Origin of the sequence: Candidatus Pelagibacter sp. (assembly GCF_052049815.1) — a bacterium.
In the GTDB taxonomy this organism is placed as follows: Bacteria; Pseudomonadota; Alphaproteobacteria; order Pelagibacterales; family Pelagibacteraceae; genus Pelagibacter.
The window spans coordinates 23,035-49,385 of sequence record NZ_JBNGZG010000005.1; the positions used below are offsets into that span (position 1 = coordinate 23,035).

Genomic DNA, 26,351 nt, shown 5'->3' on the forward strand with positions numbered 1-26,351 from the left:
ATATGAATAACAAAATAGATCAAGTACCAGAAGAATTTAAAAAATTGGCAGAAGATTTTGGAAAAAATGGTTTTATAACCACTTCTTTGGACAATTTAATTAATTGGTCCAGATCAGGATCTCTTCATTGGATGACTTTTGGTCTAGCTTGTTGTGCAGTTGAGATGATGCAAACAGCAATGCCAAGATATGACCTTGAAAGATTTGGAGCTGCTCCAAGAGGATCACCAAGACAATCTGATGTAATGATTGTTGCTGGAACTTTAACAAACAAAATGGCTCCAGCTTTGAGAAAAGTCTATGACCAAATGCCAGAACCAAGGTATGTAATTTCTATGGGAAGCTGTGCAAATGGTGGTGGCTATTATCATTACTCATATTCGGTAGTCAGAGGTTGTGATAGAATTGTTCCAGTAGACGTGTATGTACCTGGATGTCCTCCATCAGCTGAAGCATTATTGTATGGTGTGATGCAATTGCAAAAAAAAATTAGAAACAAAGGTTCATTTACTAGATAATGTTAAGCACAATAGACTTAGAAAAAAAAATTAATTCAGAATTAACTACAAAAATTAATTCAACAATTATAAAACACAATCAAGTTTATGTTGAAATTGATAAAGAAGATCTCCTAGACGTAGTTTTATTTTTGAAAACAAATAAAGACACAAAATTCAGGCAATTAATTGATGTAACAGCAGTTGATTATCCCGAAAGCTCTAAAAGATTTAAAGTTGTTTACTTATTCTTAAGTCATGAATTTAATCAGAGAATAATTTTAAGTTATTTAATAAATGAGAATGAAATTATACCATCTTTGACAACTGTTTTTCCTTCGGCTAATTGGATGGAGAGAGAAATTTTTGATATGTATGGTATTAATTTTAAAGATCATCCTGATTTAAGAAGAATACTTACAGATTATGGTTTTGAAGGACATCCTTTACGAAAAGACTTTCCATTAACAGGTCATACAGAAGTAAGATATAGCGAAGATCAGAAAAAAGTTGTTATTGAACCAGTTAAATTAGAACAAAACTTTAGAAATTTTGATTACAAAAGTCCGTGGGAAGGAACAAGATATATTAAAGAAATAGCAGAAAAAAATGACAAAAAAAATTAAGAATTTAAATTTAAATTTTGGTCCACAACATCCAGCAGCGCATGGTGTTTTGAGATTAATTTTAGAATTAGATGGAGAGGTTGTAGAAAAAGCTGATCCACATATTGGTTTATTGCATAGAGGAACAGAGAAATTAATTGAAAATAAAACTTATATGCAAGCAGTTCCATATTTTGATCGTCTTGATTATGTAGCTCCCATGAACCAAGAACACGCATTTGCATTAGCAGTTGAGAAAATCTTAGATATTGAGGTACCCATTAGAGCTCAATTCATAAGAGTTATCTTCTGTGAAATTGGCAGAATATTAAGTCATATTTTAAACGTCACAACTCAAGCATTGGATGTTGGAGCATTAACACCTTCGTTGTGGGGATTTGAAGAAAGAGAAACATTAATGACTTTTTATGAAAGAGCTTCAGGATCAAGATTACATGCAAATTATTTCAGAGCTGGTGGTGTACACCAGGATTTACCGAACGGTTTAGAGGAAGATATTGCAAGATTTTGTGAAACGTTTCCAAAAATTATTAATGATCTTGAAAATTTATTAACTGACAATAGGATTTTTAAACAAAGAAATGTTGACATAGGCGTAGTTACAAAAGAAGACGCTTTGGATCATTCATTTACCGGAGTTATGATAAGGGGCTCTGGTATTCCATGGGATTTAAGAAAATCTCAACCTTATGATTGCTATGATCAATTAGAATTTAAAATACCAGTAGGTAAAAATGGTGATTGTTACGATAGATATTTATGTAGAATTGAAGAAATGAAAGAGAGTGTATCAATTATAAAACAGTGTTTAGCAAAAATGGAAAAAGGACCAATAAAATCTTTAGATGGAAAAATAAGCCCTCCATCAAAAAAAGATTTGAAACAATCAATGGAAGCTTTAATACATCATTTTAAATTATTTACTGAAGGTTATCGTGTTCCAAAAGATGAAATTTATACTGCAGTTGAAGCTCCAAAAGGTGAGTTTGGGGTTTACTTAATTTCTGACGGGTCGAATAAACCATATAAATGTAAAATAAGAGCGCCAGGTTTTTCTCATCTTCAATCAATGGATTACTTAATTAGAGGGCACATGCTGGCTGATGTTCCTGCAATTCTTGGTTCACTTGATATCGTATTTGGAGAGGTAGATAGATGACATTAAGAAGAATATCGAAAGAACAACCAGAAAACTTTGAATTTACAAAAGAAAGTCTTGATGAAGCAAATAAGATAATTGCTAGGTACCCAAATGGAAAACAACAAAGTGCGGTAATGGCTTTACTTTACATAGCTCAGAAACAACATGATAATTGGATCCCTTTATCAGCAATGAAGTATATTGGTAAACTTTTGGATATGCCTTATGTAAAAGTTTATGAGGTAGCAACATTTTATACAATGTATAATCTTTCTCCCGTCGGTAAACATTTTGTGCAAGTATGTACTACAACACCTTGCATGATTAGAGGTGCTTACAAAATTGTAGAAGCTTGCAAAGAAAAAATATCAGAAAATGAAAACGAACTTGTTAAAGAGAAAAATTGTTCATGGATGGAAGTAGAATGTTTAGGAGCTTGTATAAATGCTCCAATGATGCAAATAAATGAGAATTACTATGAAGATTTAGATAAAGAAAAAGCTCTAAAAATTTTAGATGATATAATAGCAGGTAAAACACCTAAACATGGTTCATTTAGAGGAAGATTGAATTCAGAACCCGAAAATAACAGAAAAACTTTATTGGATGTAAAAAATGCTTAGAGACGAAGATAGAATATTTAAAAATTTATATAATGATAGTGGTGCTGATTATCAATCATCCCTGAAAAGAGGTGATTGGTCAAATACAAAAGAAATTTGCGCCAAAGGAAGAGAATGGATAATAGAAGAAATTAAATCTTCAGAATTAAGAGGAAGAGGTGGTGCAGGATTTCCTACAGGATTAAAATGGTCTTTTGCACCAAAAGAAGTTGGTTCAAGACCACATTACTTAGTTATTAATGCAGATGAGTCTGAACCTGGCACTTGTAAAGATAGAGATATTTTAAGATTTGAACCCCATAAATTAATTGAAGGCTGTCTGATTGCATCTTTTGCAGTTAATGCTCATGCTTGTTATGTTTATATTAGAGGTGAATATTATAATGAAGGACAAAAGTTACAAAAAGCCATTGATGAAGCTTATGAAAATAAAGTCATAGGTAAAAATGCAAGTGGAACAGGATGGGATTTTGATATTTATATTCATTATGGTGCAGGTGCATATATTTGTGGTGAAGAAACAGCATTATTGGAAAGTTTAGAGGGAAAAAAAGGTCAACCAAGATTAAAACCCCCGTTTCCAGCTTTAATCGGATTGTACGGATGTCCAACAATTATTAATAACGTAGAAACCATAGCAGTTGTTCCAACGATTTTAAGAAGAGGTGGAAAATGGTTTGCAAATATCGGAAAACCTAAAAACACTGGTACTAAAATATTTTGTATATCAGGTAATGTGAACAACCCATGTAATGTTGAAGAAGAAATGGGTATTTCTCTGAGAGATTTAATTGAAACACATGCAGGTGGTGTTATTGGTGGATGGGATAATTTACAAGCTGTAATTCCTGGTGGTTCATCAATGCCTTTATTACCAAAAAATATTTGTGACACAATCACAATGGATTTTGACTCATTAATGGCTGAAAAAAGTGGATTAGGCACAGCAGGTATTGTTGTTATCAATAATGATCAAGACATAATTAAATGTATGGCAAGAATTGCTAGATTTTACAAACATGAAAGTTGTGGTCAATGCACACCTTGCAGGGAAGGCTCTGGATGGATGTGGAGAATGCTTGAAAGAATGGCTAAAGGGGAAGCATCTAGAGATGAGGTTGATATGCTAATGGATGTTACAAAGCAAATTGAGGGTCATACTATTTGTGCTTTTGGGGAAGGGTCGTCATGGCCAGTCCAAGGATTATTAAGACACTTTAAAAAAGAAGTCGAGAAACGAAATAAGTTTGATCCAATTATTAGAGAGAACAAGGATATACCATATTTAGTTGATCAACATTTATTGGATAAAAAAAATGCCTAAGTTAAAAGTTAATGATATTGAAGTTGAAGTTGAAGAAGGTTTAACAGTTCTTCAAGCTTGTGAAAAAGCAGGTGTAGAAATTCCAAGATTTTGTTATCACGAAAAACTTTCGATAGCTGGAAATTGCAGAATGTGTTTAGTTGAAATGGAAAAATCTCCTAAACCTATTGCATCATGCGCAATGCCTGCAGCGGAAGGAATGAATATAAAAACTAACACTCCTAAAGTTGAAAAAGCAAGAAAAGGAGTAATGGAATTTTTGTTAGTTAATCATCCGCTTGACTGTCCAGTGTGTGATCAAGGTGGTGAATGCGATCTGCAAGATCAATCAATGTTCTACGGTGTTGATAAATCTAGATTTAAAGAAAATAAAAGATCAGTGCCAGATAAAAACATGGGTCCTCTGATCAAAACCCAAATGACAAGATGTATACATTGTACGAGATGTGTGAGATTTGCAACTGAAATTGCTGGTGTCCCAGAAATCGGAGCAATAGGTAGAGGAGAGGATATGCAAATAACAACATACTTAGAACAATCAATGCAGTCAGAATTATCAGCTAATGTTGTAGACTTATGTCCAGTTGGAGCACTTACCTCTAAACCTTACGTATTTGAAGCTAGACCTTGGGAACTTAAAAAAACAGAAACTATAGATGTGATGGATGCTGTAGGAAGTAATATTAGAGTAGACACTTATGGATGGGAAGTAAAAAGAGTTTTACCACTAATAAATGAGGATATTAATGAGGAATGGATTTCAGATAAAACAAGATATGCTTGTGATGGTTTATTAAATCAAAGATTAGACAAACCCTACATAAAGAAAAATGGAAAATTTGAAGAGAGTAATTGGAATGAAGTAAATAAGATAATTGTCAGCAAACTAAAAAATACTTCAAAAGAAAAAGTTTGTGGCTTTGTAGGTGATTTAACAAATATGGAAACATCATTTATATTTAAAGAATTCTTTGACAGAGTTTTAGAAACTAAAGCTTACGAAACAAGATCAGAAGATAAATATATAAATAATTCTGATAGAAAAAATTATTTATTTAACTCAACAATCAATGGAATAGAGGAGTCAGATTTAATATTTTTAGTTGGAGCAAATCCAAGATTTGAAGCAACAATAGTTAATGCAAGAATTAGAAAAGCCTTTTTAAATAATAATACAAAAATAATATCATTAAACGATGCTGGAGATTTAACTTATCCTTACACTCAATTAGATGGAAAAACTTTAACAATTAAAAATATTATTGAAGACAATCATGATGTTTCAAAATTAATTAAAGATGCACAAAATCCATTAATTATAATTGGAGAGTCATTATTAAAATCTGAATCTTCTGAATATGTAGTAACTTCATTACAAAAATTTTTAACAGACAATAATAAAATTAACGATAATTGGAATTCATTTAATATTTTAACATGTGATGCCTCAACCGTTGGTAATCTTGATTTAGATTTAATTAATTTAGAAAAGGGATGTTTTAAGAATAATATTTTAGACAATTTAAAAAATAATCAGTATGAAATTGTATTTCTTGTTGGCCAAGATAATTTAAGTTTTAATAAAACAAACGAATTTGTTATTTATATTGGAAGTCATGGAGATAAAGGTGCGGAGATAGCAGATGTAATTTTACCAGGTTCAGCATACACAGAACAATCAGGTTATTTTACAAATTTAGAAGGTAGAATACAAAAAGCATATAAAGCTTCCTATCCACCTAATCAATCAAAGGAAGATTGGGAAATTATAAATAATTTAGCTGAGCAAATGAATAATCGTAAACTTTTTAACGATAAAGATGAATTGGAAAGCAGCATGCTTAATTATTTAAAACTTAAAAATGAAAAAAATAAAACTTCTGAAATTTCAGTAAATAACTTTGTTGATGATACAATTAATATAAAAGTAAAAGATTATTATTTCTCAAATGTGATTGCTAGATCATCAAAAACTATGGTTGAGTGTAACAATTCTAAAATAGAAATAAAAAAAACAGGGACTGAAGGATAAAAAATGGAATATTTTAATGTTTTATTTAATGAAGTTTATAAAATTCTATTTTTATTAGTTCCAGTATTAGTTTCAGTTGCAATGATTGTTTGGCTCGATAGAAGGGTTTGGGCTTTTGTTCAAAAGAGAAGAGGACCAAATGTTGTGGGACCGTTTGGCTTGCTTCAATCTTTAGCTGATGCGCTTAAATACATTTTTAAAGAAATTATAATTCCTGCAAGTTCAAATAAAGTTATTTTTATTTTAGCTCCAATAGTCACTATGACATTAGCATTAATTGCTTGGGCCGTTATTCCTTTCAGCGAAAGTCAAGTATTAGCAGATATCAATGTTGGCATTCTTTATATCTTTGCAGTTTCTTCATTAGGTGTTTATGGAATAATTATGGGTGGCTGGGCTTCAAATTCAAAATATCCTTTTTTAGGTTCAATTAGATCTGCGGCTCAAATGGTTTCCTATGAAGTTTCCATAGGAGTAATTATCATAAATGTATTACTTTGTGTTGGTTCATTAAATTTGAATGATATTGTAATTGCACAACAAAATATGTGGTTTGTTATCCCATTATTTCCAATGTTTGTGATATTTTTTATTTCAGCACTTGCAGAAACTAATAGACCTCCATTTGATTTACCTGAAGCTGAAGCAGAATTAGTTGCTGGTTATCAAACAGAATACTCAGGCATGATGTACGCAATGTTTTGGTTGGGTGAGTACGCTAACATATTGTTAATGTGTGCATTAGGTTCAATTTTATTTTTAGGTGGTTGGCTTTCTCCTATTGAAATTTACCCATTTAATTTAGTTCCAGGTGCAATTTGGTTAATATTAAAAATTCTATTACTATTCATATTGTTTGCTTTAGTAAAAGCAATAGTTCCTAGATACAGATATGATCAATTAATGAGATTAGGATGGAAAATATTTTTACCATTGTCCTTAATATATGTTGTATTAACGGCTAGTTTTTTATTTTATTTTAACCTTTTACCAACAAATTAATTATGAAGTTATCTAGATTTTTAAAAACAATATTCATGATAGATTTTATATCTGGATTATTAATTGCTATTAAAGAATTATTCTCTTCCAAAAAAACTATTAACTATCCATTTGAAAAAGGAAAAATCAGTCCAAGATTTAGAGGTGAACATGCTTTAAGAAGATATCCTAATGGAGAAGAAAGATGCATTGCTTGCAAATTATGTGAAGCTGTGTGTCCTGCTCAAGCAATTACCATTGACTCTGCTCAAAGAGAAGATGGAAGCAGAAAAACCACAAGATATGACATAGATATGATGAAATGTATTTACTGTGGTTTATGTGAAGAAGCATGTCCCGTTGATGCTATCGTTCAGGGGCCAAATTTTGAATTTTCAACAGAAACTAGAGAGGAACTCTATTACACTAAAGAAAAACTTTTAGAAAATGGAGACAGATGGGAGAATGTTTTAGCTGCAAATATTAAAGCAGATAATCCATATAGATAAAATGTTAGCTCATACGATATTTTTTTATATATTTTCAATAATCGCAATTGTTTCAGCAATAATGGTAACTGTGTCTAAAAATACAGTTCACTCAGTTTTTTTTTTAATCTTAGATTTTATTAGTATTTCTTGTCTATTTATTATGATTGGTGCAGAATTTTTAGGCATGATAATGCTTATTGTTTATGTAGGAGCTGTAGCTGTACTATTTTTATTTGTTGTGATGATGCTTAATGTTGCACAACAGAAAAATCAATGGTTTGCCTCCCAAGAAAACTCAGGTCATATACCTATCGGATTGATTATAAGCACAGTTATATTTTTTGAGTTAATCATAGTTATTGGTGGATGGAAATATAAACCTGACCTATTAGAAATAAGCAACATTTCAGTTTCTCAAGATGTAAGTAATACTCATTCATTAGGAGCTGTGCTGTATACAGATTATATTCACATATTCCAATTAAGTGGAATGATACTACTTGTTGCAATGGTAGGGGCCATTGTGCTTACATTTAGACAAAGATCAGGTGTTAAAAAACAAAGTTATTTTAAACAAATATCAAGAGAAAGATCTGAAGGTGTTGATGTTGTTGAAGTAGAGTCTAATAAAGGAGTCAAAATAGATGGCTGAGATAGGTCTAGGACATTATTTAACTCTTGGAGCTGTAATTTTTTCAATTGGTGTAATTGGAATTTTTCTAAATAGAAAGAACATTATCGTAATACTAATGAGTATTGAGCTAATTCTATTAGCAGTAAATATTAATTTAGTGTCTTTTTCAATTTTTTTAAATGATATTGCTGGTCAGGTCTTTACACTTTTTATTTTAACAGTTGCTGCTGCAGAAGCTGCAATTGGTTTAGCAATTATTGTTGTTTACTATAGAAACTCTGGAACAATTAGAGTTGAAGAAATTGATAAATTAAAAGGATAATAAAATGGAATTAGCAATAATATTTCTTCCTTTAATTGCATCAATTATTTCAGGATTTTTTGGAAGATTTATAGGCGATAGAAATTCAGAAATTGTAACAAGTTTATTAGTATCAATTTCAGCATTGTTCTCTGTTTATGTTTTTTATCAAGTAATGGTTGATGGTTTCCAAGAAAATATTGTAATTGCTACATGGATTAACTCTGGGGAGTTAAATGTTAATTGGTCAATGAATATAGACCCACTTTCAGCAGTAATGCTAGTTGTTGTAACTTCAGTATCAGCCTTGGTTCATATTTACTCAATTGGATACATGTCTCATGATCCACATAAACCGAGATTTATGGCTTACTTATCTTTGTTTACATTTGCTATGTTGATGCTTGTAACTTCAGATAACTTTATTCAATTATTTTTTGGTTGGGAAGGGGTTGGATTATGTTCTTATTTTTTAATTGGTTTTTGGTTCAAAAAAGAGTCAGCAAACGCTGCAGCAATTAAAGCATTTGTTGTAAATAGAGTAGGTGATTTTGGTTTTGCTTTAGGAATATTTTTAGTTTTCTATCTATTTGGAACTGTTAATTATTCAGAAGTTTTTGAACAAATACCCACAATTACAGAAAAAAATTTAAACTTCTTAGGATTTGATATCAATGCAATCGATTTAATTTGTTTACTTTTATTTATAGGTGCGATGGGTAAGTCTGCACAAATATTATTACATACTTGGTTACCAGATGCAATGGAAGGACCAACACCCGTGTCAGCTTTAATTCATGCAGCAACCATGGTTACTGCAGGAGTTTTTTTAGTAGTTAGATGCTCACCTATTTATGAATATTCTGAATTAGCATTAAATTTGATTACCATAGTAGGAATGACAACAGCTCTTTTTGCTGCATCAGTAGCTATTGTTCAAACAGATATAAAAAAAATTATCGCTTATTCAACTTGTAGCCAACTTGGATACATGTTTTTTGCAACAGGTGTTGGAGCTTATAATATTGCAATGTTTCATTTATTTACTCATGCTTTTTTTAAGGCTCTGTTATTTTTAGGATCTGGCTCAGTAATTCATGCATTTAAAGATGAGCAGGACATAAATGAAATGGGTGGTGTATGGAAACACTTACCTTACACTTATGCAATGATGATCATTGGTACTCTTGCATTAACAGGTTTTCCTTTCTTATCTGGTTTTTATTCAAAAGATGCGATTATTGAATTTGCTTATTTGAGAGATAATACTGTTGGGTACTACGCTGCTGGAATAGGAATTTTTACAGCTTTTTTAACGTCAATTTATTCATGGAGATTAATTTTTAAGACCTTTCATGGTGAATACAACAATAAGAAAATGAAAATTTCAGAGACACACGAGTCTCCTTTAGTGATGTTGATACCCTTAGTTCTTTTATCTATAGGGGCAATTTTTGCGGGTATGCTATTTAAAGATTTATTTGTTGGTAATGGTATTGATAGTTTTTGGAAAAATTCTGTATTTTTTTTAGAACCTTTAAGTTCAGAACATCCACCAACATGGTTTTTATTATTAACACCGATTTTAGTAACTTTATCAATACCTATCTCGTATTATTTATTTGTTAAGAATAAAGAGATAGTTGACGATATAGTAAAAGTTAATCAGCCATTATATAAATTTTTAAAAAACAAATGGTATTTTGATGAATTATATGAACTTCTGTTTATCAAATCTTCAAAAAAAATAGGAACTTTTCTTTGGAAATTTTGTGATGTTAAAATAATTGATGGCTTTGGTCCTGATGGCATTTCCTCATTAATTAAAAGATTTTCACAAAAAGCCAATAAATTTCAAAGTGGATTTATATATCAGTATGCATTTGTAATGTTATTAGGTTTTTCTGCTTTATTAACTTTATTGATTGTAAAATAAAAAATGAATTTTCCTATCCTTTCATCATTAATTTTATTACCAACAATTGGCTCACTATTTTTATTTTTTTCAAAAGATAAACCGAACAATAATCAAACAATAAAATATGTAGCTTTATTTACATCAATAGTTAATTTTTTAATTTCAATTTATCTATGGTATCAATTTGATCCAACAACATCTGATTTTCAATTTGTAGAAGATAGACAATGGATTAAAGGCTTTATTAATTATAAAGTCGGTATTGATGGAATTTCAATATTATTCATTGTTTTAACAACCTTTATTACTCCACTTTGTATTCTTTCAGTAAATAATACAGTCAAAAATAAACTTAGAGATTTTCTAATAGCAATTCTTATCATGGAAAGTTTTATGATAGGTGTATTTTGTGCATTAGATTTAGTTATTTTTTATCTATTTTTTGAAGCAGGATTAATTCCTATGTTTTTAATCATTGGAATATGGGGTGGACCGAGAAGAGTATATTCAGCATTTAAGTTTTTCTTGTATACACTTTTAGGTTCTGTCTTGATGTTAGTTGCAATAATTTCAATTTATTGGATAAATGGAACAACAGATGTAGTTAAACTGTATGAACTAGGCATTGATGCTAAATATCAAAATTTATTATGGTTAGCATTTTTCAGTTCATTTGCTGTTAAAACCCCAATGTGGCCAGTTCATACATGGCTTCCAGATGCTCACGTTGAAGCTCCAACAGCTGGATCTGTTTTACTAGCAGCTATCCTTTTGAAAATGGCTGGATATGGCTTTATTAGATTTTCTCTAGGTTTATTCCCTGAAGCTTCAGAAACATTTACACCATTAATATATACCTTAAGTGTTATTGCAATCATATTCACATCATTAATTGCTCTAATGCAAGAAGATATGAAAAAACTTATTGCATATTCCTCAGTCGCTCATATGGGTTTTGTAACTTTAGGAATATTCACAATACAACAGCAAGGAATTGAAGGAAGTATCATTCAAATGATAAGTCATGGATTAGTTTCTGCTGCACTCTTTTTATGTGTGGGCGTTGTTTATGACAGAATGCACTCAAGATTAATAAGCACTTATGGAGGTATTGTAACTATAGTTCCTAAATATGCAGTATTATTTATGATTTTCACTCTAGCTGCTTTAGGTTTACCAGGCACAAGTGGATTCATTGGAGAATTTTTGATTTTGATGGGTGCGTTTAAAGATAATTTCCTAGTGGCAGTTTTAGCAAGCTTAGGTGTAATCTTAGGAGCTGCTTATATGCTTTGGTTATATAAAAGAGTAGTTTTTGGAAAATTAATTAATGAAGAATTAAAAAAACTAACAGATTTGAATAAATCAGAAATTGTAATTTTAATATCATTAGCAATACCAACTTTGTTTTTTGGATTTTATCCAGAACCTTTAATGAACACTATTGAGGTTTCTGTTAAAAATTTAATAGATATGTATAACTTAAATATAAATTAATATGGAAAACTTAAATTTAGTATTACCTGAAATATTTATATCCTTAGCTATAATGTTTTTATTGATTTTAGGGGTATTTAAAAAAGATAGCTCAAAACTTATTCACAACTTTTCATTAATAATATTACTAATTGCTGGTGGTATTATCTTTAATGAAACTTTAACTGTTGAAAATATATTGTTGTTCAATGGAAGTATTGTAATTGATTATTTAGCATCATTTATGAAGTTTATAACGATTATTGCTGCATTAATGGCTCTAATTGTTTCCTCAAATTATTTGAAGACTTTTAAAATATTAAAGATTGAATACCCAATATTAGTAATTTGTGCCGTTTTAGGAATGATGGTTATGATTAGTTCGAACGATTTAATTGTATTTTATATTGGTTTAGAGCTTCAATCATTATCATTATATGTCCTTTCATCATTTAACAGAGATGAAGTAAAATCTTCTGAAGCAGGTTTGAAATATTTTGTTTTAAGCGCATTATCTTCAGGTCTTTTATTGTATGGCTGTTCATTAATTTATGGTTTTTCTGGATCAACAAATTTTGAAATAATTGCTAACAATTTAGAATCAGACCAATATGTTCTCACCTTTGGTATTGTGTTTATTTTAGTTGGACTTGCATTTAAAATTTCAGCAGTACCATTTCATATGTGGGCACCTGATGTTTATGAGGGTTCTCCAACATCAGTAACCTTATTTTTTACAATTGTTCCTAAAATTGCAGCATTAACTGTATTTATTAGATTTCTTTATGTACCATTTATTAATCTGATCGATCAATGGCAAATGATATTAATTTTTCTTTCAATTGCCTCAATGGTCTTTGGAGCAGTAGCAGCTATTGGACAAAAAAATATTAAACGACTAATAGCTTATAGTTCAATTAGTCATATTGGTTATGCATTGGCTGGATTAACAACTGGAACCAATGAAGGAATACAAAGTTCAGTAATATATATAACAATTTATTTTGTAATGAACTTGGGACTTTTCTCTTGTCTTTTAATGTTAAAAAGAAATGATCAATATTATGAGACATTAGATGATCTGTCAGGCTTGTCTAAAAATCATCCATTATTATCTCTATCACTGTTGGTGATACTATTTTCACTAGCAGGTATACCACCATTAGCAGGATTCTTTGCTAAGTTCTATGTCTTCATGGCAGTAATTGAGCAATCAATGTATTTTTTAGCTATAGTAGGTTTACTATCAACAGTAATTGCAGCATTTTATTATTTGAGAATAATAAAAATAATTTACTTTGATCAAGAAAAAGAAAAATATGACTCAGACCATAGCTTTTGGTTAAAATTTTCTCTTACAGTTTCAACAATATTGATTTTGATTTACTTCATCTTCCCAAGTCAAATAATTGATGTAGTTTCAAGAATTAATATTATTTAATGAAACTAAAACAATTTAATTTTGTTAAAGTTAACAGCACTAATCAAACGGCAATAAGGATATTAAAAAAATCTAATACTGATTTTGGTATAATCATCACAGAAACACAAAAAAAAGGAAAAGGACAATATGGAAGAAAATGGATTTCATATAAGGGAAATATTTTTTTAACTATATTTTACAAACTTGAGAAGATCAATTTTACAATAAACAAATTAACTAAAACAAATTGTTTATTAGTGAAGAAAGTCATATCTAAGTACTACAAGAAAAAAATATCATTTAAATCACCAAATGATTTATTGATCGAAAAAAAAAAGATATGTGGAATTTTACAAGAAAAAATTGAAAAATTAGATCAAAACTATTTGATTGTAGGAATAGGATTGAATTTAATTAAAAGCCCAAAAATTAAGAATTATCCCACAACTAATTTATTAGAGTTAACCAAACATAAAATTGATAAAAAAATGTTTCAAAACCAATTAAAAATAACTTTTGAGAAATTTTTATCAAAGTACTATAAGTCTTATAATGTTATTACTAGGTGATATAGGAAATACAGATACAAAAATTTGCTTAATAAATGATAACTTAAAGATTGTTAAAAGAGTTATTATATCGAGTAAAAAATTTAAAAGAGGAGAATTGAACTCTTTTTTTAAGCATATTGATTTCAATCAAATTAAAAAAATTCTTTTTTGTAGTGTTGTGCCTAAAACATATAAAGAAATAAAGAAATTTATTTCAAAAAAAACTCAAACTAGATGCTATGAATTAAAAGAATTAAATTTAAAATCTTTCTTAAAAATTGATGTCAATTATAAACAAGTAGGATCAGATAGATTAGCTAATGCAATTAGTCTTGTTGATAAAAGAAAGAATTTTATTATTTTAGATTTTGGCACAGCAACTACATTTGATGTATTAATTGGTAATAATTATAAAGGTGGAATCATTTCACCTGGTATTGAATTATCGCTTAAAACTCTTTCTGATAAAGCATCTCTAATTCCAAAAATAAATTTAACAAAAATATCCAAAGTTATAGGTAAAGACACTATTTCAGCTGTAAGATCAGGTTTTTTTTGGGGATATGCTGGATTAATTGACAATGTGATAAATTTAATTAAGAAAGAAACCAGAAAATCTTTTCAAGTTATATTAACAGGTGGATTTTCTGAATTGTTTAAAAATTCAATTAAAACAAAAGTAAAACAAGATATTAATATTACAATTAATGGCCTTATTAGATCTTCAAGGTTAATTAAATAGGATGAAAGACGAATTTTTATTTTGCCCATTAGGCGGCTCTGGTGAGATTGGTATGAACATGAACTTATTTGGTTATGGTCAACCAGGTAATCATAAATGGATCATGGTAGATATTGGAGTAACATTTGCTGATGATACTATACCAGGTGTTGACTTGATTTATCCTGACCCCGGTTTTATTCAGGAAAGAAAAGATAATTTATTAGGAATAGTTTTAACTCATGCTCACGAAGATCATATTGGAGCAATTTCACATCTATGGCCAAAATTAAAATGTAAAATTTATGCAACACCATTTACAGCTGTTTTAATAAGAGAAAAATTTAGAGAAAAACATATTGATATTACAAATGACTTACAGATTGTAGAATTAAATGGAAAAGTTGATTTAAACCCTTTTGAGGTTGAATATATTACTTTAACTCACTCAATTTTAGAGCCTAATGGACTTAAGATAAAAACACCAGCTGGTGTAGTTTTACATACAGGAGATTGGAAAGTTGATCCTAATCCTTTAATTGGTGACAATATTAATTCCAAAAGATTGAAAGAAATAGGTGATGAGGGTGTTCTTGCAATGATTTGTGATTCAACAAATGTTTTTAGCGCTGGAAGATCAGGATCTGAAGCAGATGTTAGAAAAAATATGTTGAATATAATGAGCAGATTAAAAAAAAGAATAATCATAACATCTTTTGCTTCTAACGTCGCTAGAATGGAAACAGCTTTTTATTGTGCAGAAAAAACTGGAAGACAAATTTCTTTAGTTGGTAGATCAATGCATAGAATTTATAAAGCGGCAAGACAATGTGGATATTTGAAAAATACAATTGAACCAATTGATCCAAGAGAAGCAAAAAACATTTCTAGAGAAAAAATGGTTTATCTTTGCACAGGTAGCCAAGGAGAACCCATGGGTGCTATGATGAGGATCTCAAGTTACATTCATCCTGACGTTTTTATTGAAAAAGGAGATGCTGTGATATTTTCATCAAAAATTATTCCTGGAAACGAAAAGAAACTTTATAAACTTCATAATCAATTGGTTAAAGATGGTATTGAGGTTATTTCGGAGGAAAGTGAATTTATACACGTATCAGGTCATCCAAATCGAGAGGACTTAAAGGATATGTATGATTGGGTAAAACCAAAGTGTGTTATCCCTGTTCATGGAGAACACAGACATATGATTGAACATATTAATTTTGCAAAAGAAATGCAGGTCCCATATCCTGTTCAGGTCGAGAATGGTGATATAGTAAAGTTAGCTCCAGGAGATAAACCAGAAGTTTATGATAAAGCACCAAGTGGAAGATTGTATCTTGATGGATCTGTAAGTGTTGAGGAAGACAGTCAATCAATTAAAGAAAGAAAAAATTTAAGTGCGAATGGATATTTAGAAATTACAATTATGGTTACTCCAAAAGGAAATATACATAATAACCCTATAGTATCTTTTAAGGGTCTTCCAATTTTTGAAAAAGAGGAATTTATATATGGCATGGAAGATGAAATAGAAAGAACAACTAGAACTTTTAAATTAGGAAGTAAACAACAAGAACACAATTTGATTGATGCTCTTAAAATTGCTTGCAGAAAATTTTCAAAAGAAAAAACTGGTAAAAAACCTTATACAAATATTAATATAGTTAAAATTTAATGAGCGTAACTGGTCTTGCAATTTTATATGTAATCATTTGGTGGATCGTTTTTTTTTCAATATTACCAATTGATGTAGATAGAAATAAACCTATTGAAGTGGAAGGTGAAGACCCTGGATCACCTCAAAATCCAAAGATGTTAAAAAAATTTTTTCTTTGCACATTAATTACATCAGTAATTTTTGGAATTCTTTATGTATTAATGAGGTTTGAATATTTAAATTTAAGGAATATGATAAGTTAAAATGCACATTTCAAAATCATTTATTCCAATTTTAAAAAATAATCCATCAGAGGCCAAAATTAAATCACATCAACTAATGTTAAGGGTTGGGATGATTAAACAATCTTCAGCAGGTATTTATTCTTGGTTGCCTTTAGGCTTTAAAGTAATGAAAAAAATTGAACAAATAGTAAGAGAAGAACAAAATAGAATTGGCGTTCAAGAAATATTAATGCCCACAATTCAATCTAGTGAGATATGGAAAGAAAGTGGACGTTATGAAGACTATGGTGAAGAAATGTTAAGAATAAAGGACAGACAGGGAAGAGAAATGTTGTATGGTCCAACTAATGAAGAATTAGTTACAGAAATATTTCGAGCTTCAGTAAAATCTTATAAATCACTGCCTCAATTACTTTATCATATACAATGGAAATTTAGAGACGAGATAAGACCAAGGTTTGGTATTATGAGAGGTCGTGAATTTTATATGAAAGATGCCTATTCTTTTGACATAAACGATGATGAAGCATTTTTTTCATACAATAAATTTTTTCTATCTTATCTAAAAACTTTTAAAAGACTTGATTTAACGGCTATTCCAATGGCAGCTGATACAGGACCAATTGGTGGTAATCTTTCACATGAATTTATTATTTTAGCTGACACGGGAGAAAGTAAAATTTTTACAGATAAAAGAATTTTTGAGCTAAGTGGAGATGGTACTCCAATAAATAAAGATTCATTAATTGAATTAAGAAAAAAATATGAACAATTTTATGCTGTTACTGATGAGAAATTTAATAAAGAAGAATTTGAAAATAAAGTTACGGAGGAAAATAGGTTAATTACCAAAGGTATTGAGGTTGGTCATATATTTTATTTTGGTGATAAATATTCAAAACCTATGGGTGCTTCAGTTGATTTACCTGGTGGAAAAAAAGATTTTGTAAAAATGGGCTCATATGGAATAGGTGTTTCAAGACTTGTAGGTGCCATAATCGAAGCAAAATTCGATGATAAAAATGAGGTTATGAAATGGCCATTATCAGTAGCTCCATATGATGTAGCAATAATTCCAATGATTAATAAAAATGACTCATCAAGTTTAGAAAAGGCTAACAATTTAATGGCTGAATTAAACAAACAAAATATTGATGTAATTATTGATGATACTGATGAAAATTTATCTTCTAAAATTAAAAAGATGAATTTAATTGGATCTCCTTATCAAATAATAATTGGTAAGAAATCTGATGGAAATCTTTTTGAATTTAAGGAAATTGGAAAAGAAACACAAAATATATCTGTATCAGATATTATCAAGATTATATCAGAAGAAAAAAATAAAAATTGATTTCTCAATTAGAAAAAGAAGTAACTTTAAGGTTTTTAAGATCCAGAAAAAAAGATGGTTTCTTAAACGTAATTTCTGTTTTTTCATTTATTGGTATTGGTCTTGGTGTAGCAGTTCTTATCATTGTGATGTCTGTAATGAATGGATTTAGAACAGAATTAGTTAATAAAATTATTGGCTTTAATTCTCATTTAACAATTAAACCGTACTCAAAAAAAATTGACGCAAATAAGTTAAAAAATAAAAAAGTTTCAAACAATTTAAATTATTCTCTAGAGAGCAATTCTGGTGAAGCTGTCATTTTAAAAAATGATACTACAAAAGGAATTTTACTAAGAGGTTATTCGAAATTAGATTTTGAAAAACTTGAAATAATTAATAATGAAAATTTTAATGGCATTAAAAATAGTTTAGAAAAAGATGCTATCTCAATAGGAAAAGAACTGAGTTTTTCATTAGATCTTGAAATTGGAGATAGTGTAGTGCTTATGTCTCCATCTTCTTTAGACACAATCATTGGAAGTTTGCCTAGACAAAAAAGTTTTATTATAACTTCAATTTTTGATAGTGGCTTAGCAGATTTTGATAATAATGTTGCATTTATAAATTTGAATAGTTTAGAAGAATTTTTCAATTATTCTTCTGATGATAGAAATTTAGAATTATTTTTAAAAGATCCTCAAAATATTGAAAATCAAAAAGAAATTACACAAAGAATCTTTGAAGATGAGTTTGTCTATAGTTGGGCTGATATGAATAGTTCTTTATTTTCAGCACTAAAAGTTGAAAGGAACGTAATGTTTATTATTCTTTCATTAATTATTATTGTTGCTGCTTTTAATATAATTTCTGGTTTAACAATTCTTGTTAAAAATAAAACAAAAGATATTGGTATTTTAAAATCAATAGGTGTTCAAAATAAATCAATTATTAAAATTTTTTTCCTAGTTGGGATATTAATAGGCACATCTGCTACAATATTTGGAATTTTTCTTGGAGTTACTTTTTCATTATATGTTGAAAATTTAAGACAATTCTTAAGTAACACATTCAATATCAGTCTTTTTCCAGAAGAAATTTATTTCTTAAGTAAAATGCCATCAGAAATAAATGTTTCATCAATTACTCTTATTGCACTATGTTCGATATTAATAACTATAATCGTATCCATTTTTCCAGCTTTGAAAGCTGCAAAATTAGATCCAATCAAATCATTAAAATATGAATAATATTGTTGAATTAAAAAGTATCTCGAAAAGTTTTTCAACAAATAGAAAAATTCCAGTTTTAAAGAATTTATCTTACAAATTTAAAGCAGGTAAAATTTATTCTCTCATGGGTCCCTCAGGATCAGGAAAATCAACATTACTAAATATTATATCTATGATTGATAGACCTAATAATGGAATATTAAAATTCAATAAAATTAACATTGATTATAATGATAAAAATACAAATGATATTTTTAGAGCCGAAAACATAGGTATTATTTATCAACAAAATAATCTCTTAAGTGATTTTACCTCATTAGAAAATGTATATCTTGCAAATCTAGCAAGCGGTGAAAATAAATTTGATGCTAAAAATAAAGCAAAAAAAATAATCAATGAAGTTGGTTTATCCAATAGAATAAATCATTATCCATCAGAATTATCTGGTGGTGAGATGCAACGAGTTGCTATAGCTAGAGCTTTGATCAACAAACCAAAGATTATTTTAGCTGATGAGCCTACTGGAAGTTTAGATTCAAACAGTGCTAAAGAAATTTTTTCGTTACTTACTAAACAAATAACAAAAGAAAGAATTATTATTTTTGCAACTCACAATAGATATTTTGCAAATAAGTCAGATTGCATCTTGGAAATGGTTAATGGTAATATAAGAACCATTGATGCCAGAAATTAAATTACAAAATTTTAATCATTTAAAAATACATTCTCAATATTCAATTTGTGAAGGCGCAGTAAAAATTGATGACATTGATAAGATTTGTAAAGATAACAAGATTAAATCCTTAGGTTTAAGTGATACTTCAAATTTATGTGGAGCTTTAGAATTTTCTGAAAAAGTTTCTAAAGTTGGGACGCAACCAATTCTAAGCACACAAATTTATATCAAATATGGTGATACTTTTGGATTGCTTCCCCTATTTGCTATGAACGAAGAAGGTTATAAAAGAATTATTTATCTTTCATCTAAATCATTTCTTGAAAATGATAACTTGTCCGAACCTCATATTAATTTCGATGATTTATTAGAAAATAATGAAGGTGTAGCAATATTCTCTGGTTCTATAAATGGATTATTTGGTAAACTTTTTGACAAAGGAAAGTTTTCTGAAATCTCAAATTTATATAAATTACTAAAAAAAAATTTTAAAGATAGATTTTATATTGAAATACAAAGACATGAAGATGAAAATGAAAAAGGATTTGAAAAATTTAATCTTAATCAATCATTAAAAGAAGAAATTGCAATTATTGCCACTCATGAAGTTTTCTATATCGATAAAAATATGCATGAAGCTCATGATGCTTTAATTTGTATTGGAAATAAAACTTATGTTAATGAAAAAAATCGAATTAAATTTTCAAATCAACATTATTTAAAAAATGATAATGAAATGTCAGAATTATTTTCTGACTTACCTGAAGCGTTAGAAAATAATTATAATTTTCCTTTAAGATGTAATTTTAAACCCTCCTCATCAAAACCAATATTGCCTGATATTAGTTCTAAAAAAGATGGTAGTGCTGATGAAATATTAAAAAAAGATTCTATGGAAGGTTTAAAAATTAAATTTAAAGAAGTTTTTTTAAAAAATGAAAATGAACTAAATAAAGATGAAAAATATTTAAATTATAAAGATAGACTAGATCATGAACTAAGCATTATCATTGAAATGAAATACTCTAGTTATTTTTTAATTGTCTCTGATTATATCAAATGGGCAAAACAAAATGATATACCAGTTGGTCCAGGTAGGGGCTCAGGTGCTGGTTCACTAGTGGCCTGGTGTCTATCAATAACTGATGTTGATCCTATTAAGTTTAATTTAATTTTTGAGAGATTTTTAAATCCTGATAGAATTTCAATGCCTGATTTTGATATAGATTTTTGTGAGGAAAAAAGAGACTTAGTGTTTAAATATCTTACTGAAAAATATCAAAACAGCGTAGCACATATAATCACATTCGGTAAACTTAAAGCAAGAATGGCAATAAGAGATGTTGGTCGTGTTCTTGGTTTACCTTATGGTTTTGTAGATAGCATCTCAAAAATGATACCATTTGATCCGTCAAGACCACAAACTTTATCCGAATGTATCGCTGGAGAACCGAGATTACAAAAAATGATTAAAGAAGATCCGAGAGTAAAAAAATTAGCAGAAATTTCTTTACAAATTGAGGGATTAAATAGAAATGTTGCAACACATGCTGCGGGTGTTGTAATAGCAGATAGAAAACTCACTGATGTAGTTCCATTATATAAAGATAGTTCTGCAGATTTACTTTTGCCATCAACACAATTTGATATGTATTCTGCAGAAAATGCTGGTTTAGTAAAGTTTGATTTCTTAGGTTTAAAGACACTTACAGTAATAAACAATACACAAAAACTTATTAAAAAAATTGATAAGAATTTTAGTATTGATCAAATTAAATATGATGACCAAAAAGTATTTGATTCATTATCTTCTGGTAAAACTGTTGGGTTATTTCAGATTGAAAGTGCTGGAATGCGTGAAGCTCTTTTACAAATGAAACCAAATCATATTGAGGATATCATTGCGCTAGTTGCTCTATATAGACCTGGTCCAATGAGCAACATACCAACATATAATGATTGTAAGCATGGAAGACAGACTCCAGATTATTTACATCCATTATTAGAAGATATTTTAAAACCAACTTACGGTGTTATCATCTATCAAGAACAAGTAATGCAAATTGCTCAAAAATTATCAGGTTTTACTGCCGGACAAGCAGATATTTTGAGAAGAGCAATGGGAAAAAAGAAAAGAGCAGAACTAGAAAAACAAAAACAGAATTTTATTAATGGAGCTGTTAATAATGGGATAAGCAAAGATGTTGCAGCTGGTATTTTTTTAAAAATTGAACCATTTGCTGAATATGGATTTAATAAAAGTCATGCAGCTGCCTATGCCATTATTTCTTATCAAACAGCATATTTAAAAACATATTTTCCTAAAGAATTTATTGCTGCATCAATGACAATGGATTTATCTAACCAAAATAAATTAAGTGAATTCTATGAAGAATTAAGAAGGCTGAAAGTTGAAATTATTCGTCCGGACATAAATGAATGTTTTGCTGATTTTAGAACTATTGATGATAAATTTTACTATGCATTAGGATCAATAAAAGCTGTTGGATATGAAGCAATATCAAATATTGTAAAGGAAAGAGAAATGAATGGTAAGTTTGTTTCGATAAATGATTTTGTAAATAGAGTAGACCCAAAAGATATAAATAAGTTACAACTTGAAGGACTTGTTAAAGCAGGTGCCTTTGATAGCTTGGATAATAATAGACAAGCTTTATTTAATTCTATTCCAAATTTAATACTTAAATCAAAAAATTTATATGAAAATAAGATTGCTAATCAAATTGATTTATTTGGAGATGAATTATCAAAAAATGATGAAGAGTTAATTTTAAAAATTGATGATTGGAAATTTGAAGAGAGACTTTCAAAAGAATTTGAAGCCGTTGGTTTTTTTATTTCCGATCATCCTTTAAATCAATTTAAGGATATATTTGATGATTATAACATTACTAATTACCAGGAATTTTCAAATAATGATTTATCAAAAGAATCTAATATTTCAGCAACCTTATTAAAGCTTACAGAAAGAAAGACCGCAAAAGGGACACCTTATGGTGTAATCAAATTAACTGATTTAAATAGCGTGTTCGAATTATTCATTTTTTCAGATACTTTAGAATTAAATAGAGAGATTCTAAAAGAAGGAAATTCGTTATTGCTTACTTTAGTAAAAACAATTTCAAATGATGAAAACAAGACAAAACGAATTAATATACAAAAAATTGCTTCCCTAAAAGATTTAATTAATAAACCTATTTTAGAAGTTTTATTTAAAATTACTTCATCAAATCAACTTGAAAAAATTTCAAATGTATTAACAGAAAATGGAAAAACAATTGTTAATATAGAATTTTATAATGGTGAAAACAAAATGTTTTTTAAACTAGAAAATCCAAGAAAGCTTGATCGTAAAACTTTAAATTTGATTAAAAATCAACAAATTCAAGCAGAAATCAATTAAAAAATACTTGTTTATTAAGAATTTTATTGTAATAAAAGTCTAAATTAACAATACGCACACAGTATTTGGTTTTACACCTCCGGTCCTTTAGTGGCAATTACTGTGGTGGCTTAACCGGGAATAAATATGAAAATACCTAACTTATCAATACAACAATTATTAGAAGCTGGAGTTCACTTAGGTCATAAAACCTTAAGATGGAACCCTAAAATGAAAAAATATATTTTTGGGAAAAGAGATTCAATACACATTATTGATCTTACTCAAACACTAGAACTTACAAAAGTTGCTTTAGAAAAAGTTTATTCAACCATAGCAAATAATGGAAAAATTTTATTTGTTTCAACTAAAAAACAAGCTTCAGAAGCAATTGCAGAAGTAGCAAAAGAAACAGATCAATATTTCGTAAATTATAGATGGCTGGGTGGAATGCTAACTAATTGGGGAACTATATCAAATTCAATTAAAAAACTAAAAAAATTAGAAACAGATCTAACATCTGAAAACAGAGGATTTACAAAAAAAGAATTACTTAAAATGAGCGTAATGAAAGATAAATTACAAAGATCTTTAGGTGGTATTGCTGAGATGAAGAAAGTTCCTGATCTTGTGTTTATAATTGATACAAATTATGAATCTCTAGCAATTCAAGAGTCAGTTAAATTAGGAATTCCAATTATTGCGATATTAGATAGTAATTCAAATCCTGATGGAATTGATTTCCCAATTCCAGGTAATGATGATGCTAGAAGATCAATTGATTTGTATTGTAATCTAATTAAGGAAACAATTATTAATGCAAAATCTTCAATACCTGTACAAGAAAAACCTAAAGTAGAAACAAAAAAAAATGAAAAAACTTTACAAGAGCTAGATAGAGAAAAGCTTAACGAAAAGTTTGCAAAAGATAAAAAGGAAACCTTAAACTAATATGAGTGATATAGAAAAAGTAAAAAAACTTAGAGAAGCAACTGGTGCTGGATTTAAAGATTGTAATTTAGCAATTAAAGAATCTGGTGGAGATTTAGATAAAGCCGTTGAAATTTTAAGAGTTAAAGGAATTTCTAAAGCTTCAAAGAAAATGTCTAGAGATGCAAAAGAAGGTGTTGTTGCAGTTTCTGGCGATGAAAACAAAATATCAGCAATAGAGGTTAATTGTGAAACAGACTTTGTTGCTAAAAATGAAGATTTCATAAATTTCGTAAAAGAATTAAGTGAGATGAATAATGATAAAAATTCGAACATTGATGAATTAAATTCATCTCAAATGAAAAATGGCCAAACAGTTGCAGATAACCTAGTTGCCTTAGTTGCTAAAATTGGTGAAAAAATTACTATTGGGAAGTTAAAAACTATCAATAATAGTGGATCAACTAATTTTCATTATTTACATACAGTTGTTAAGGACAATTTGTCAAAGCTTGCAGTATTAGTTTCTCTAGAAACAACTGATAAATCAGATTCTTTAAAAACATTTGGAAAACAATTATCAATGCATATTGCTGCATCAAATCCTTTAGCATTGGACGCTAGTTCGTTGGATCAATCTATAATTGATAAAGAACAAGAATTAGTTACCGAAGAACTAAAAAATTCAGGAAAACCTGATGACATTGCAAAAAAAATTAGTATTGGTAAAATGAACAAATTTAAAGAAGAAAATTCATTATTGACTCAAGCTTGGGTTATGGAACCAAAGAAAAAAGTTCAAGATGTAATTAAAGATTTAGGTATTGCTGATTTAAAGATAAAAGAATTTTCAAGAATAAAAATTGGTGAATAATGTTTGAAGAAAAATCGTACAGTTCTAAAATGGACAAAACTATTGATGTTTTTGTAAAAGAACTTGCGTCTTTAAGAACAGGTAGAGCCAATGCTTCCATGCTAGATCTTGTTAAAGTTGATGTTTATGGTCAACAAATGCCAATAAATCAACTTGCGAGCATCACTACACCTGAACCAAGAATGATAAATATTCAAGTTTGGGATGTTAATAATGTTCCATTGGTTGACGCAGCAATAAAAAAATCTGAACTAGGTTTAAATCCTCAAATTGATGGTCAGTTAGTAAGATTGCCGGTTCCTGAGCTTAATGAAGAAAGAAGAACAGAGCTTAAAAAAATGATTAAATCAATGGGTGAAAAATGTAAAGTTTCTATAAGAAATATTCGTCGAGAAGCTAATGAGGAATTAAAAAAACTTTTAAAGTCAAAAGAGATTAGTGAAGATGAGGAAAAATCTAATGAAAAAAATATACAAACAATAACTGATAATCATATAAAAGTTGTTGATGAAAAAGTCTCCGCTAAAGAAAAAGAAATAATGACGATATGAACCCAATTAATCATGTTGCCATTATTATGGATGGAAATGGCAGATGGGGTTTAAGAAATAAAAGTAGTAGAAATGCTGGTCATAAAGCAGGATTAAAAACTGTTGAGAAAATAATTATAGAGTCTGTAAAACAAAAAATTAGACATTTAACTCTTTATACATTTTCGACAGAAAATTGGAAAAGACCAAAAAATGAAATTGATTTTTTATTCGGTTTACTTGAAAATTTCTTAAAAAACAAAATTGAGATCTTGGTTAAAAATAAGATAAAACTCAAGATAATTGGTGACAAAAAAGCTTTTTCGAAAAGTATAAAATTTCTACTTAATAAAACTGAGACTAAAACTTCCAAAAATAATGTTATGCAAATAAATCTTGCTTTGAATTATGGATCAAAAAACGAAATAATAAACGCAGTATCAAAATTGAATAATCAAAAATTAAAAATTTCAGAAGAAAATATTCAAAATAATTTGTTTACAAAAAATATACCAGATCCTGATATATTAATCAGAACAGGAGACACGAAAAGACTAAGTAATTTTTTATTGTGGCAGATAGCATATACTGAAATCTTTTTTGAAAAAAAATTATGGCCAGACTTTACAGAACATGATTTTAAAAAAATTTTAGAAAAATTTAAAAAATTAAAAAGAAATTTTGGAAATATATAATGAGTAAAGAATTTAGCTTAAGATTTATCAC

Annotated in this window: 25 protein-coding genes; all 25 read left to right on the forward strand. The window is 28.8% G+C overall.

The window, feature by feature from the left end:
* Positions 1–2: 2 nt before the first annotated feature.
* On the forward strand, positions 3–518 hold the full coding sequence (locus ACTT9D_RS01845; protein WP_440930178.1) for a NuoB/complex I 20 kDa subunit family protein: 516 nt from the start codon (positions 3–5) through the stop codon (positions 516–518).
* A complete protein-coding gene (locus ACTT9D_RS01850; RefSeq protein ID WP_440930179.1) occupies positions 518–1,123 on the forward strand; it encodes an NADH-quinone oxidoreductase subunit C in 606 nt (201 codons plus the stop codon). Before ACTT9D_RS01845 ends, ACTT9D_RS01850 begins: the two co-directional genes overlap by 1 nt.
* Positions 1,107–2,282, forward strand: coding sequence for an NADH-quinone oxidoreductase subunit D (locus tag ACTT9D_RS01855; protein ID WP_440930180.1), 1,176 nt, complete (start codon positions 1,107–1,109; stop codon positions 2,280–2,282). The genes ACTT9D_RS01850 and ACTT9D_RS01855 overlap by 17 nt, the downstream gene beginning before the upstream one ends.
* Positions 2,279–2,887, forward strand: coding sequence for an NADH-quinone oxidoreductase subunit NuoE (gene nuoE, locus ACTT9D_RS01860; protein ID WP_440930181.1), 609 nt, complete (start codon positions 2,279–2,281; stop codon positions 2,885–2,887). Before ACTT9D_RS01855 ends, nuoE begins: the two co-directional genes overlap by 4 nt.
* Positions 2,880–4,211, forward strand: a complete 1,332-nt coding sequence (nuoF, locus tag ACTT9D_RS01865) for an NADH-quinone oxidoreductase subunit NuoF (protein ID WP_440930182.1) — start codon at positions 2,880–2,882, stop codon at positions 4,209–4,211. Before nuoE ends, nuoF begins: the two co-directional genes overlap by 8 nt.
* Complete coding sequence (gene nuoG, locus ACTT9D_RS01870) at positions 4,204–6,243, forward strand: NADH-quinone oxidoreductase subunit NuoG (RefSeq protein WP_440930183.1); 2,040 nt, start codon at positions 4,204–4,206, stop codon at positions 6,241–6,243. The genes nuoF and nuoG overlap by 8 nt, the downstream gene beginning before the upstream one ends.
* A gap of 3 nt (positions 6,244–6,246) precedes the next feature.
* Positions 6,247–7,245, forward strand: coding sequence for an NADH-quinone oxidoreductase subunit NuoH (gene nuoH, locus ACTT9D_RS01875; protein WP_440930184.1), 999 nt, complete (start codon positions 6,247–6,249; stop codon positions 7,243–7,245).
* Between the two features lie 2 nt (positions 7,246–7,247).
* Positions 7,248–7,733 (forward strand): NADH-quinone oxidoreductase subunit NuoI, encoded by a 486-nt coding sequence (nuoI, locus tag ACTT9D_RS01880; RefSeq protein ID WP_440930185.1) that lies wholly within the window; start codon positions 7,248–7,250, stop codon positions 7,731–7,733.
* Between the two features lies 1 nt (position 7,734).
* Positions 7,735–8,367, forward strand: coding sequence for an NADH-quinone oxidoreductase subunit J (locus ACTT9D_RS01885; RefSeq protein WP_440930186.1), 633 nt, complete (start codon positions 7,735–7,737; stop codon positions 8,365–8,367).
* The gene (gene nuoK, locus ACTT9D_RS01890; RefSeq protein WP_014953148.1) at positions 8,360–8,671 is read left to right on the forward strand and encodes an NADH-quinone oxidoreductase subunit NuoK; all 312 of its coding nucleotides are present in this window, start codon (positions 8,360–8,362) and stop codon (positions 8,669–8,671) included. The genes ACTT9D_RS01885 and nuoK overlap by 8 nt, the downstream gene beginning before the upstream one ends.
* A gap of 4 nt (positions 8,672–8,675) precedes the next feature.
* Positions 8,676–10,586, forward strand: coding sequence for an NADH-quinone oxidoreductase subunit L (gene nuoL / locus ACTT9D_RS01895; RefSeq protein WP_440930187.1), 1,911 nt, complete (start codon positions 8,676–8,678; stop codon positions 10,584–10,586).
* 3 nt (positions 10,587–10,589) lie between these two features.
* Positions 10,590–12,065 (forward strand): NADH-quinone oxidoreductase subunit M, encoded by a 1,476-nt coding sequence (locus ACTT9D_RS01900; protein ID WP_440930188.1) that lies wholly within the window; start codon positions 10,590–10,592, stop codon positions 12,063–12,065.
* A 1-nt stretch (position 12,066) separates the two neighbouring features.
* On the forward strand, positions 12,067–13,485 hold the full coding sequence (gene nuoN / locus ACTT9D_RS01905) for an NADH-quinone oxidoreductase subunit NuoN (protein WP_440930189.1): 1,419 nt from the start codon (positions 12,067–12,069) through the stop codon (positions 13,483–13,485).
* Positions 13,485–14,036: a biotin--[acetyl-CoA-carboxylase] ligase gene (locus ACTT9D_RS01910; protein ID WP_440930190.1), complete on the forward strand. Its 552-nt coding sequence runs from the start codon at positions 13,485–13,487 to the stop codon at positions 14,034–14,036. The genes nuoN and ACTT9D_RS01910 overlap by 1 nt, the downstream gene beginning before the upstream one ends.
* Positions 14,020–14,760, forward strand: coding sequence for a type III pantothenate kinase (locus ACTT9D_RS01915; protein ID WP_440930191.1), 741 nt, complete (start codon positions 14,020–14,022; stop codon positions 14,758–14,760). The genes ACTT9D_RS01910 and ACTT9D_RS01915 overlap by 17 nt, the downstream gene beginning before the upstream one ends.
* A gap of 1 nt (position 14,761) precedes the next feature.
* Complete coding sequence (locus tag ACTT9D_RS01920; RefSeq protein ID WP_440930192.1) at positions 14,762–16,420, forward strand: ribonuclease J; 1,659 nt, start codon at positions 14,762–14,764, stop codon at positions 16,418–16,420.
* On the forward strand, positions 16,420–16,665 hold the full coding sequence (locus tag ACTT9D_RS01925) for a DUF1467 family protein (protein WP_440930193.1): 246 nt from the start codon (positions 16,420–16,422) through the stop codon (positions 16,663–16,665). Before ACTT9D_RS01920 ends, ACTT9D_RS01925 begins: the two co-directional genes overlap by 1 nt.
* Position 16,666: 1 nt before the next feature.
* Complete coding sequence (gene proS / locus ACTT9D_RS01930; RefSeq protein WP_440930194.1) at positions 16,667–18,001, forward strand: proline--tRNA ligase; 1,335 nt, start codon at positions 16,667–16,669, stop codon at positions 17,999–18,001.
* Complete coding sequence (locus ACTT9D_RS01935; RefSeq protein WP_440930195.1) at positions 17,998–19,230, forward strand: lipoprotein-releasing ABC transporter permease subunit; 1,233 nt, start codon at positions 17,998–18,000, stop codon at positions 19,228–19,230. The genes proS and ACTT9D_RS01935 overlap by 4 nt, the downstream gene beginning before the upstream one ends.
* Positions 19,223–19,906: an ABC transporter ATP-binding protein gene (locus tag ACTT9D_RS01940; RefSeq protein ID WP_440930196.1), complete on the forward strand. Its 684-nt coding sequence runs from the start codon at positions 19,223–19,225 to the stop codon at positions 19,904–19,906. The genes ACTT9D_RS01935 and ACTT9D_RS01940 overlap by 8 nt, the downstream gene beginning before the upstream one ends.
* Complete coding sequence (gene dnaE / locus ACTT9D_RS01945; RefSeq protein ID WP_440930197.1) at positions 19,893–23,312, forward strand: DNA polymerase III subunit alpha; 3,420 nt, start codon at positions 19,893–19,895, stop codon at positions 23,310–23,312. The genes ACTT9D_RS01940 and dnaE overlap by 14 nt, the downstream gene beginning before the upstream one ends.
* 126 nt (positions 23,313–23,438) lie before the next feature.
* The gene (rpsB, locus tag ACTT9D_RS01950; RefSeq protein ID WP_440930198.1) at positions 23,439–24,242 is read left to right on the forward strand and encodes a 30S ribosomal protein S2; all 804 of its coding nucleotides are present in this window, start codon (positions 23,439–23,441) and stop codon (positions 24,240–24,242) included.
* Position 24,243: 1 nt separating this feature from the next.
* The gene (gene tsf / locus ACTT9D_RS01955; protein ID WP_440930199.1) at positions 24,244–25,095 is read left to right on the forward strand and encodes a translation elongation factor Ts; all 852 of its coding nucleotides are present in this window, start codon (positions 24,244–24,246) and stop codon (positions 25,093–25,095) included.
* Complete coding sequence (frr, locus tag ACTT9D_RS01960; protein WP_440930200.1) at positions 25,095–25,646, forward strand: ribosome recycling factor; 552 nt, start codon at positions 25,095–25,097, stop codon at positions 25,644–25,646. Before tsf ends, frr begins: the two co-directional genes overlap by 1 nt.
* Positions 25,643–26,320 carry a polyprenyl diphosphate synthase gene (uppS, locus tag ACTT9D_RS01965; RefSeq protein ID WP_440930201.1) on the forward strand — a complete coding sequence of 226 codons (678 nt, stop codon included), beginning with the start codon at positions 25,643–25,645 and terminating at the stop codon, positions 26,318–26,320. Before frr ends, uppS begins: the two co-directional genes overlap by 4 nt.
* The last annotated feature ends 31 nt before the right edge of the window (positions 26,321–26,351 follow it).

Coding starts and splice junctions, on each gene's coding strand:
- ACTT9D_RS01925 (WP_440930193.1), top strand. CDS start 16,420: ATGAGCGTAACTGGTCTTGCAATTTTATATGTAATCATTTGGTGGATC.
- ACTT9D_RS01940 (WP_440930196.1), top strand. CDS start 19,223: ATGAATAATATTGTTGAATTAAAAAGTATCTCGAAAAGTTTTTCAACA.
- ACTT9D_RS01850 (WP_440930179.1), top strand. CDS start 518: ATGTTAAGCACAATAGACTTAGAAAAAAAAATTAATTCAGAATTAACT.
- nuoG (WP_440930183.1), top strand. CDS start 4,204: ATGCCTAAGTTAAAAGTTAATGATATTGAAGTTGAAGTTGAAGAAGGT.
- nuoL (WP_440930187.1), top strand. CDS start 8,676: ATGGAATTAGCAATAATATTTCTTCCTTTAATTGCATCAATTATTTCA.
- nuoH (WP_440930184.1), top strand. CDS start 6,247: ATGGAATATTTTAATGTTTTATTTAATGAAGTTTATAAAATTCTATTT.
- ACTT9D_RS01915 (WP_440930191.1), top strand. CDS start 14,020: ATGTTATTACTAGGTGATATAGGAAATACAGATACAAAAATTTGCTTA.
- nuoE (WP_440930181.1), top strand. CDS start 2,279: ATGACATTAAGAAGAATATCGAAAGAACAACCAGAAAACTTTGAATTT.
- nuoK (WP_014953148.1), top strand. CDS start 8,360: ATGGCTGAGATAGGTCTAGGACATTATTTAACTCTTGGAGCTGTAATT.
- uppS (WP_440930201.1), top strand. CDS start 25,643: ATGAACCCAATTAATCATGTTGCCATTATTATGGATGGAAATGGCAGA.
- nuoF (WP_440930182.1), top strand. CDS start 2,880: ATGCTTAGAGACGAAGATAGAATATTTAAAAATTTATATAATGATAGT.
- frr (WP_440930200.1), top strand. CDS start 25,095: ATGTTTGAAGAAAAATCGTACAGTTCTAAAATGGACAAAACTATTGAT.
- nuoI (WP_440930185.1), top strand. CDS start 7,248: ATGAAGTTATCTAGATTTTTAAAAACAATATTCATGATAGATTTTATA.
- ACTT9D_RS01885 (WP_440930186.1), top strand. CDS start 7,735: ATGTTAGCTCATACGATATTTTTTTATATATTTTCAATAATCGCAATT.
- proS (WP_440930194.1), top strand. CDS start 16,667: ATGCACATTTCAAAATCATTTATTCCAATTTTAAAAAATAATCCATCA.
- ACTT9D_RS01845 (WP_440930178.1), top strand. CDS start 3: ATGAATAACAAAATAGATCAAGTACCAGAAGAATTTAAAAAATTGGCA.
- tsf (WP_440930199.1), top strand. CDS start 24,244: ATGAGTGATATAGAAAAAGTAAAAAAACTTAGAGAAGCAACTGGTGCT.
- rpsB (WP_440930198.1), top strand. CDS start 23,439: ATGAAAATACCTAACTTATCAATACAACAATTATTAGAAGCTGGAGTT.
- ACTT9D_RS01855 (WP_440930180.1), top strand. CDS start 1,107: ATGACAAAAAAAATTAAGAATTTAAATTTAAATTTTGGTCCACAACAT.
- dnaE (WP_440930197.1), top strand. CDS start 19,893: ATGCCAGAAATTAAATTACAAAATTTTAATCATTTAAAAATACATTCT.
- ACTT9D_RS01910 (WP_440930190.1), top strand. CDS start 13,485: ATGAAACTAAAACAATTTAATTTTGTTAAAGTTAACAGCACTAATCAA.
- ACTT9D_RS01920 (WP_440930192.1), top strand. CDS start 14,762: ATGAAAGACGAATTTTTATTTTGCCCATTAGGCGGCTCTGGTGAGATT.
- nuoN (WP_440930189.1), top strand. CDS start 12,067: ATGGAAAACTTAAATTTAGTATTACCTGAAATATTTATATCCTTAGCT.
- ACTT9D_RS01900 (WP_440930188.1), top strand. CDS start 10,590: ATGAATTTTCCTATCCTTTCATCATTAATTTTATTACCAACAATTGGC.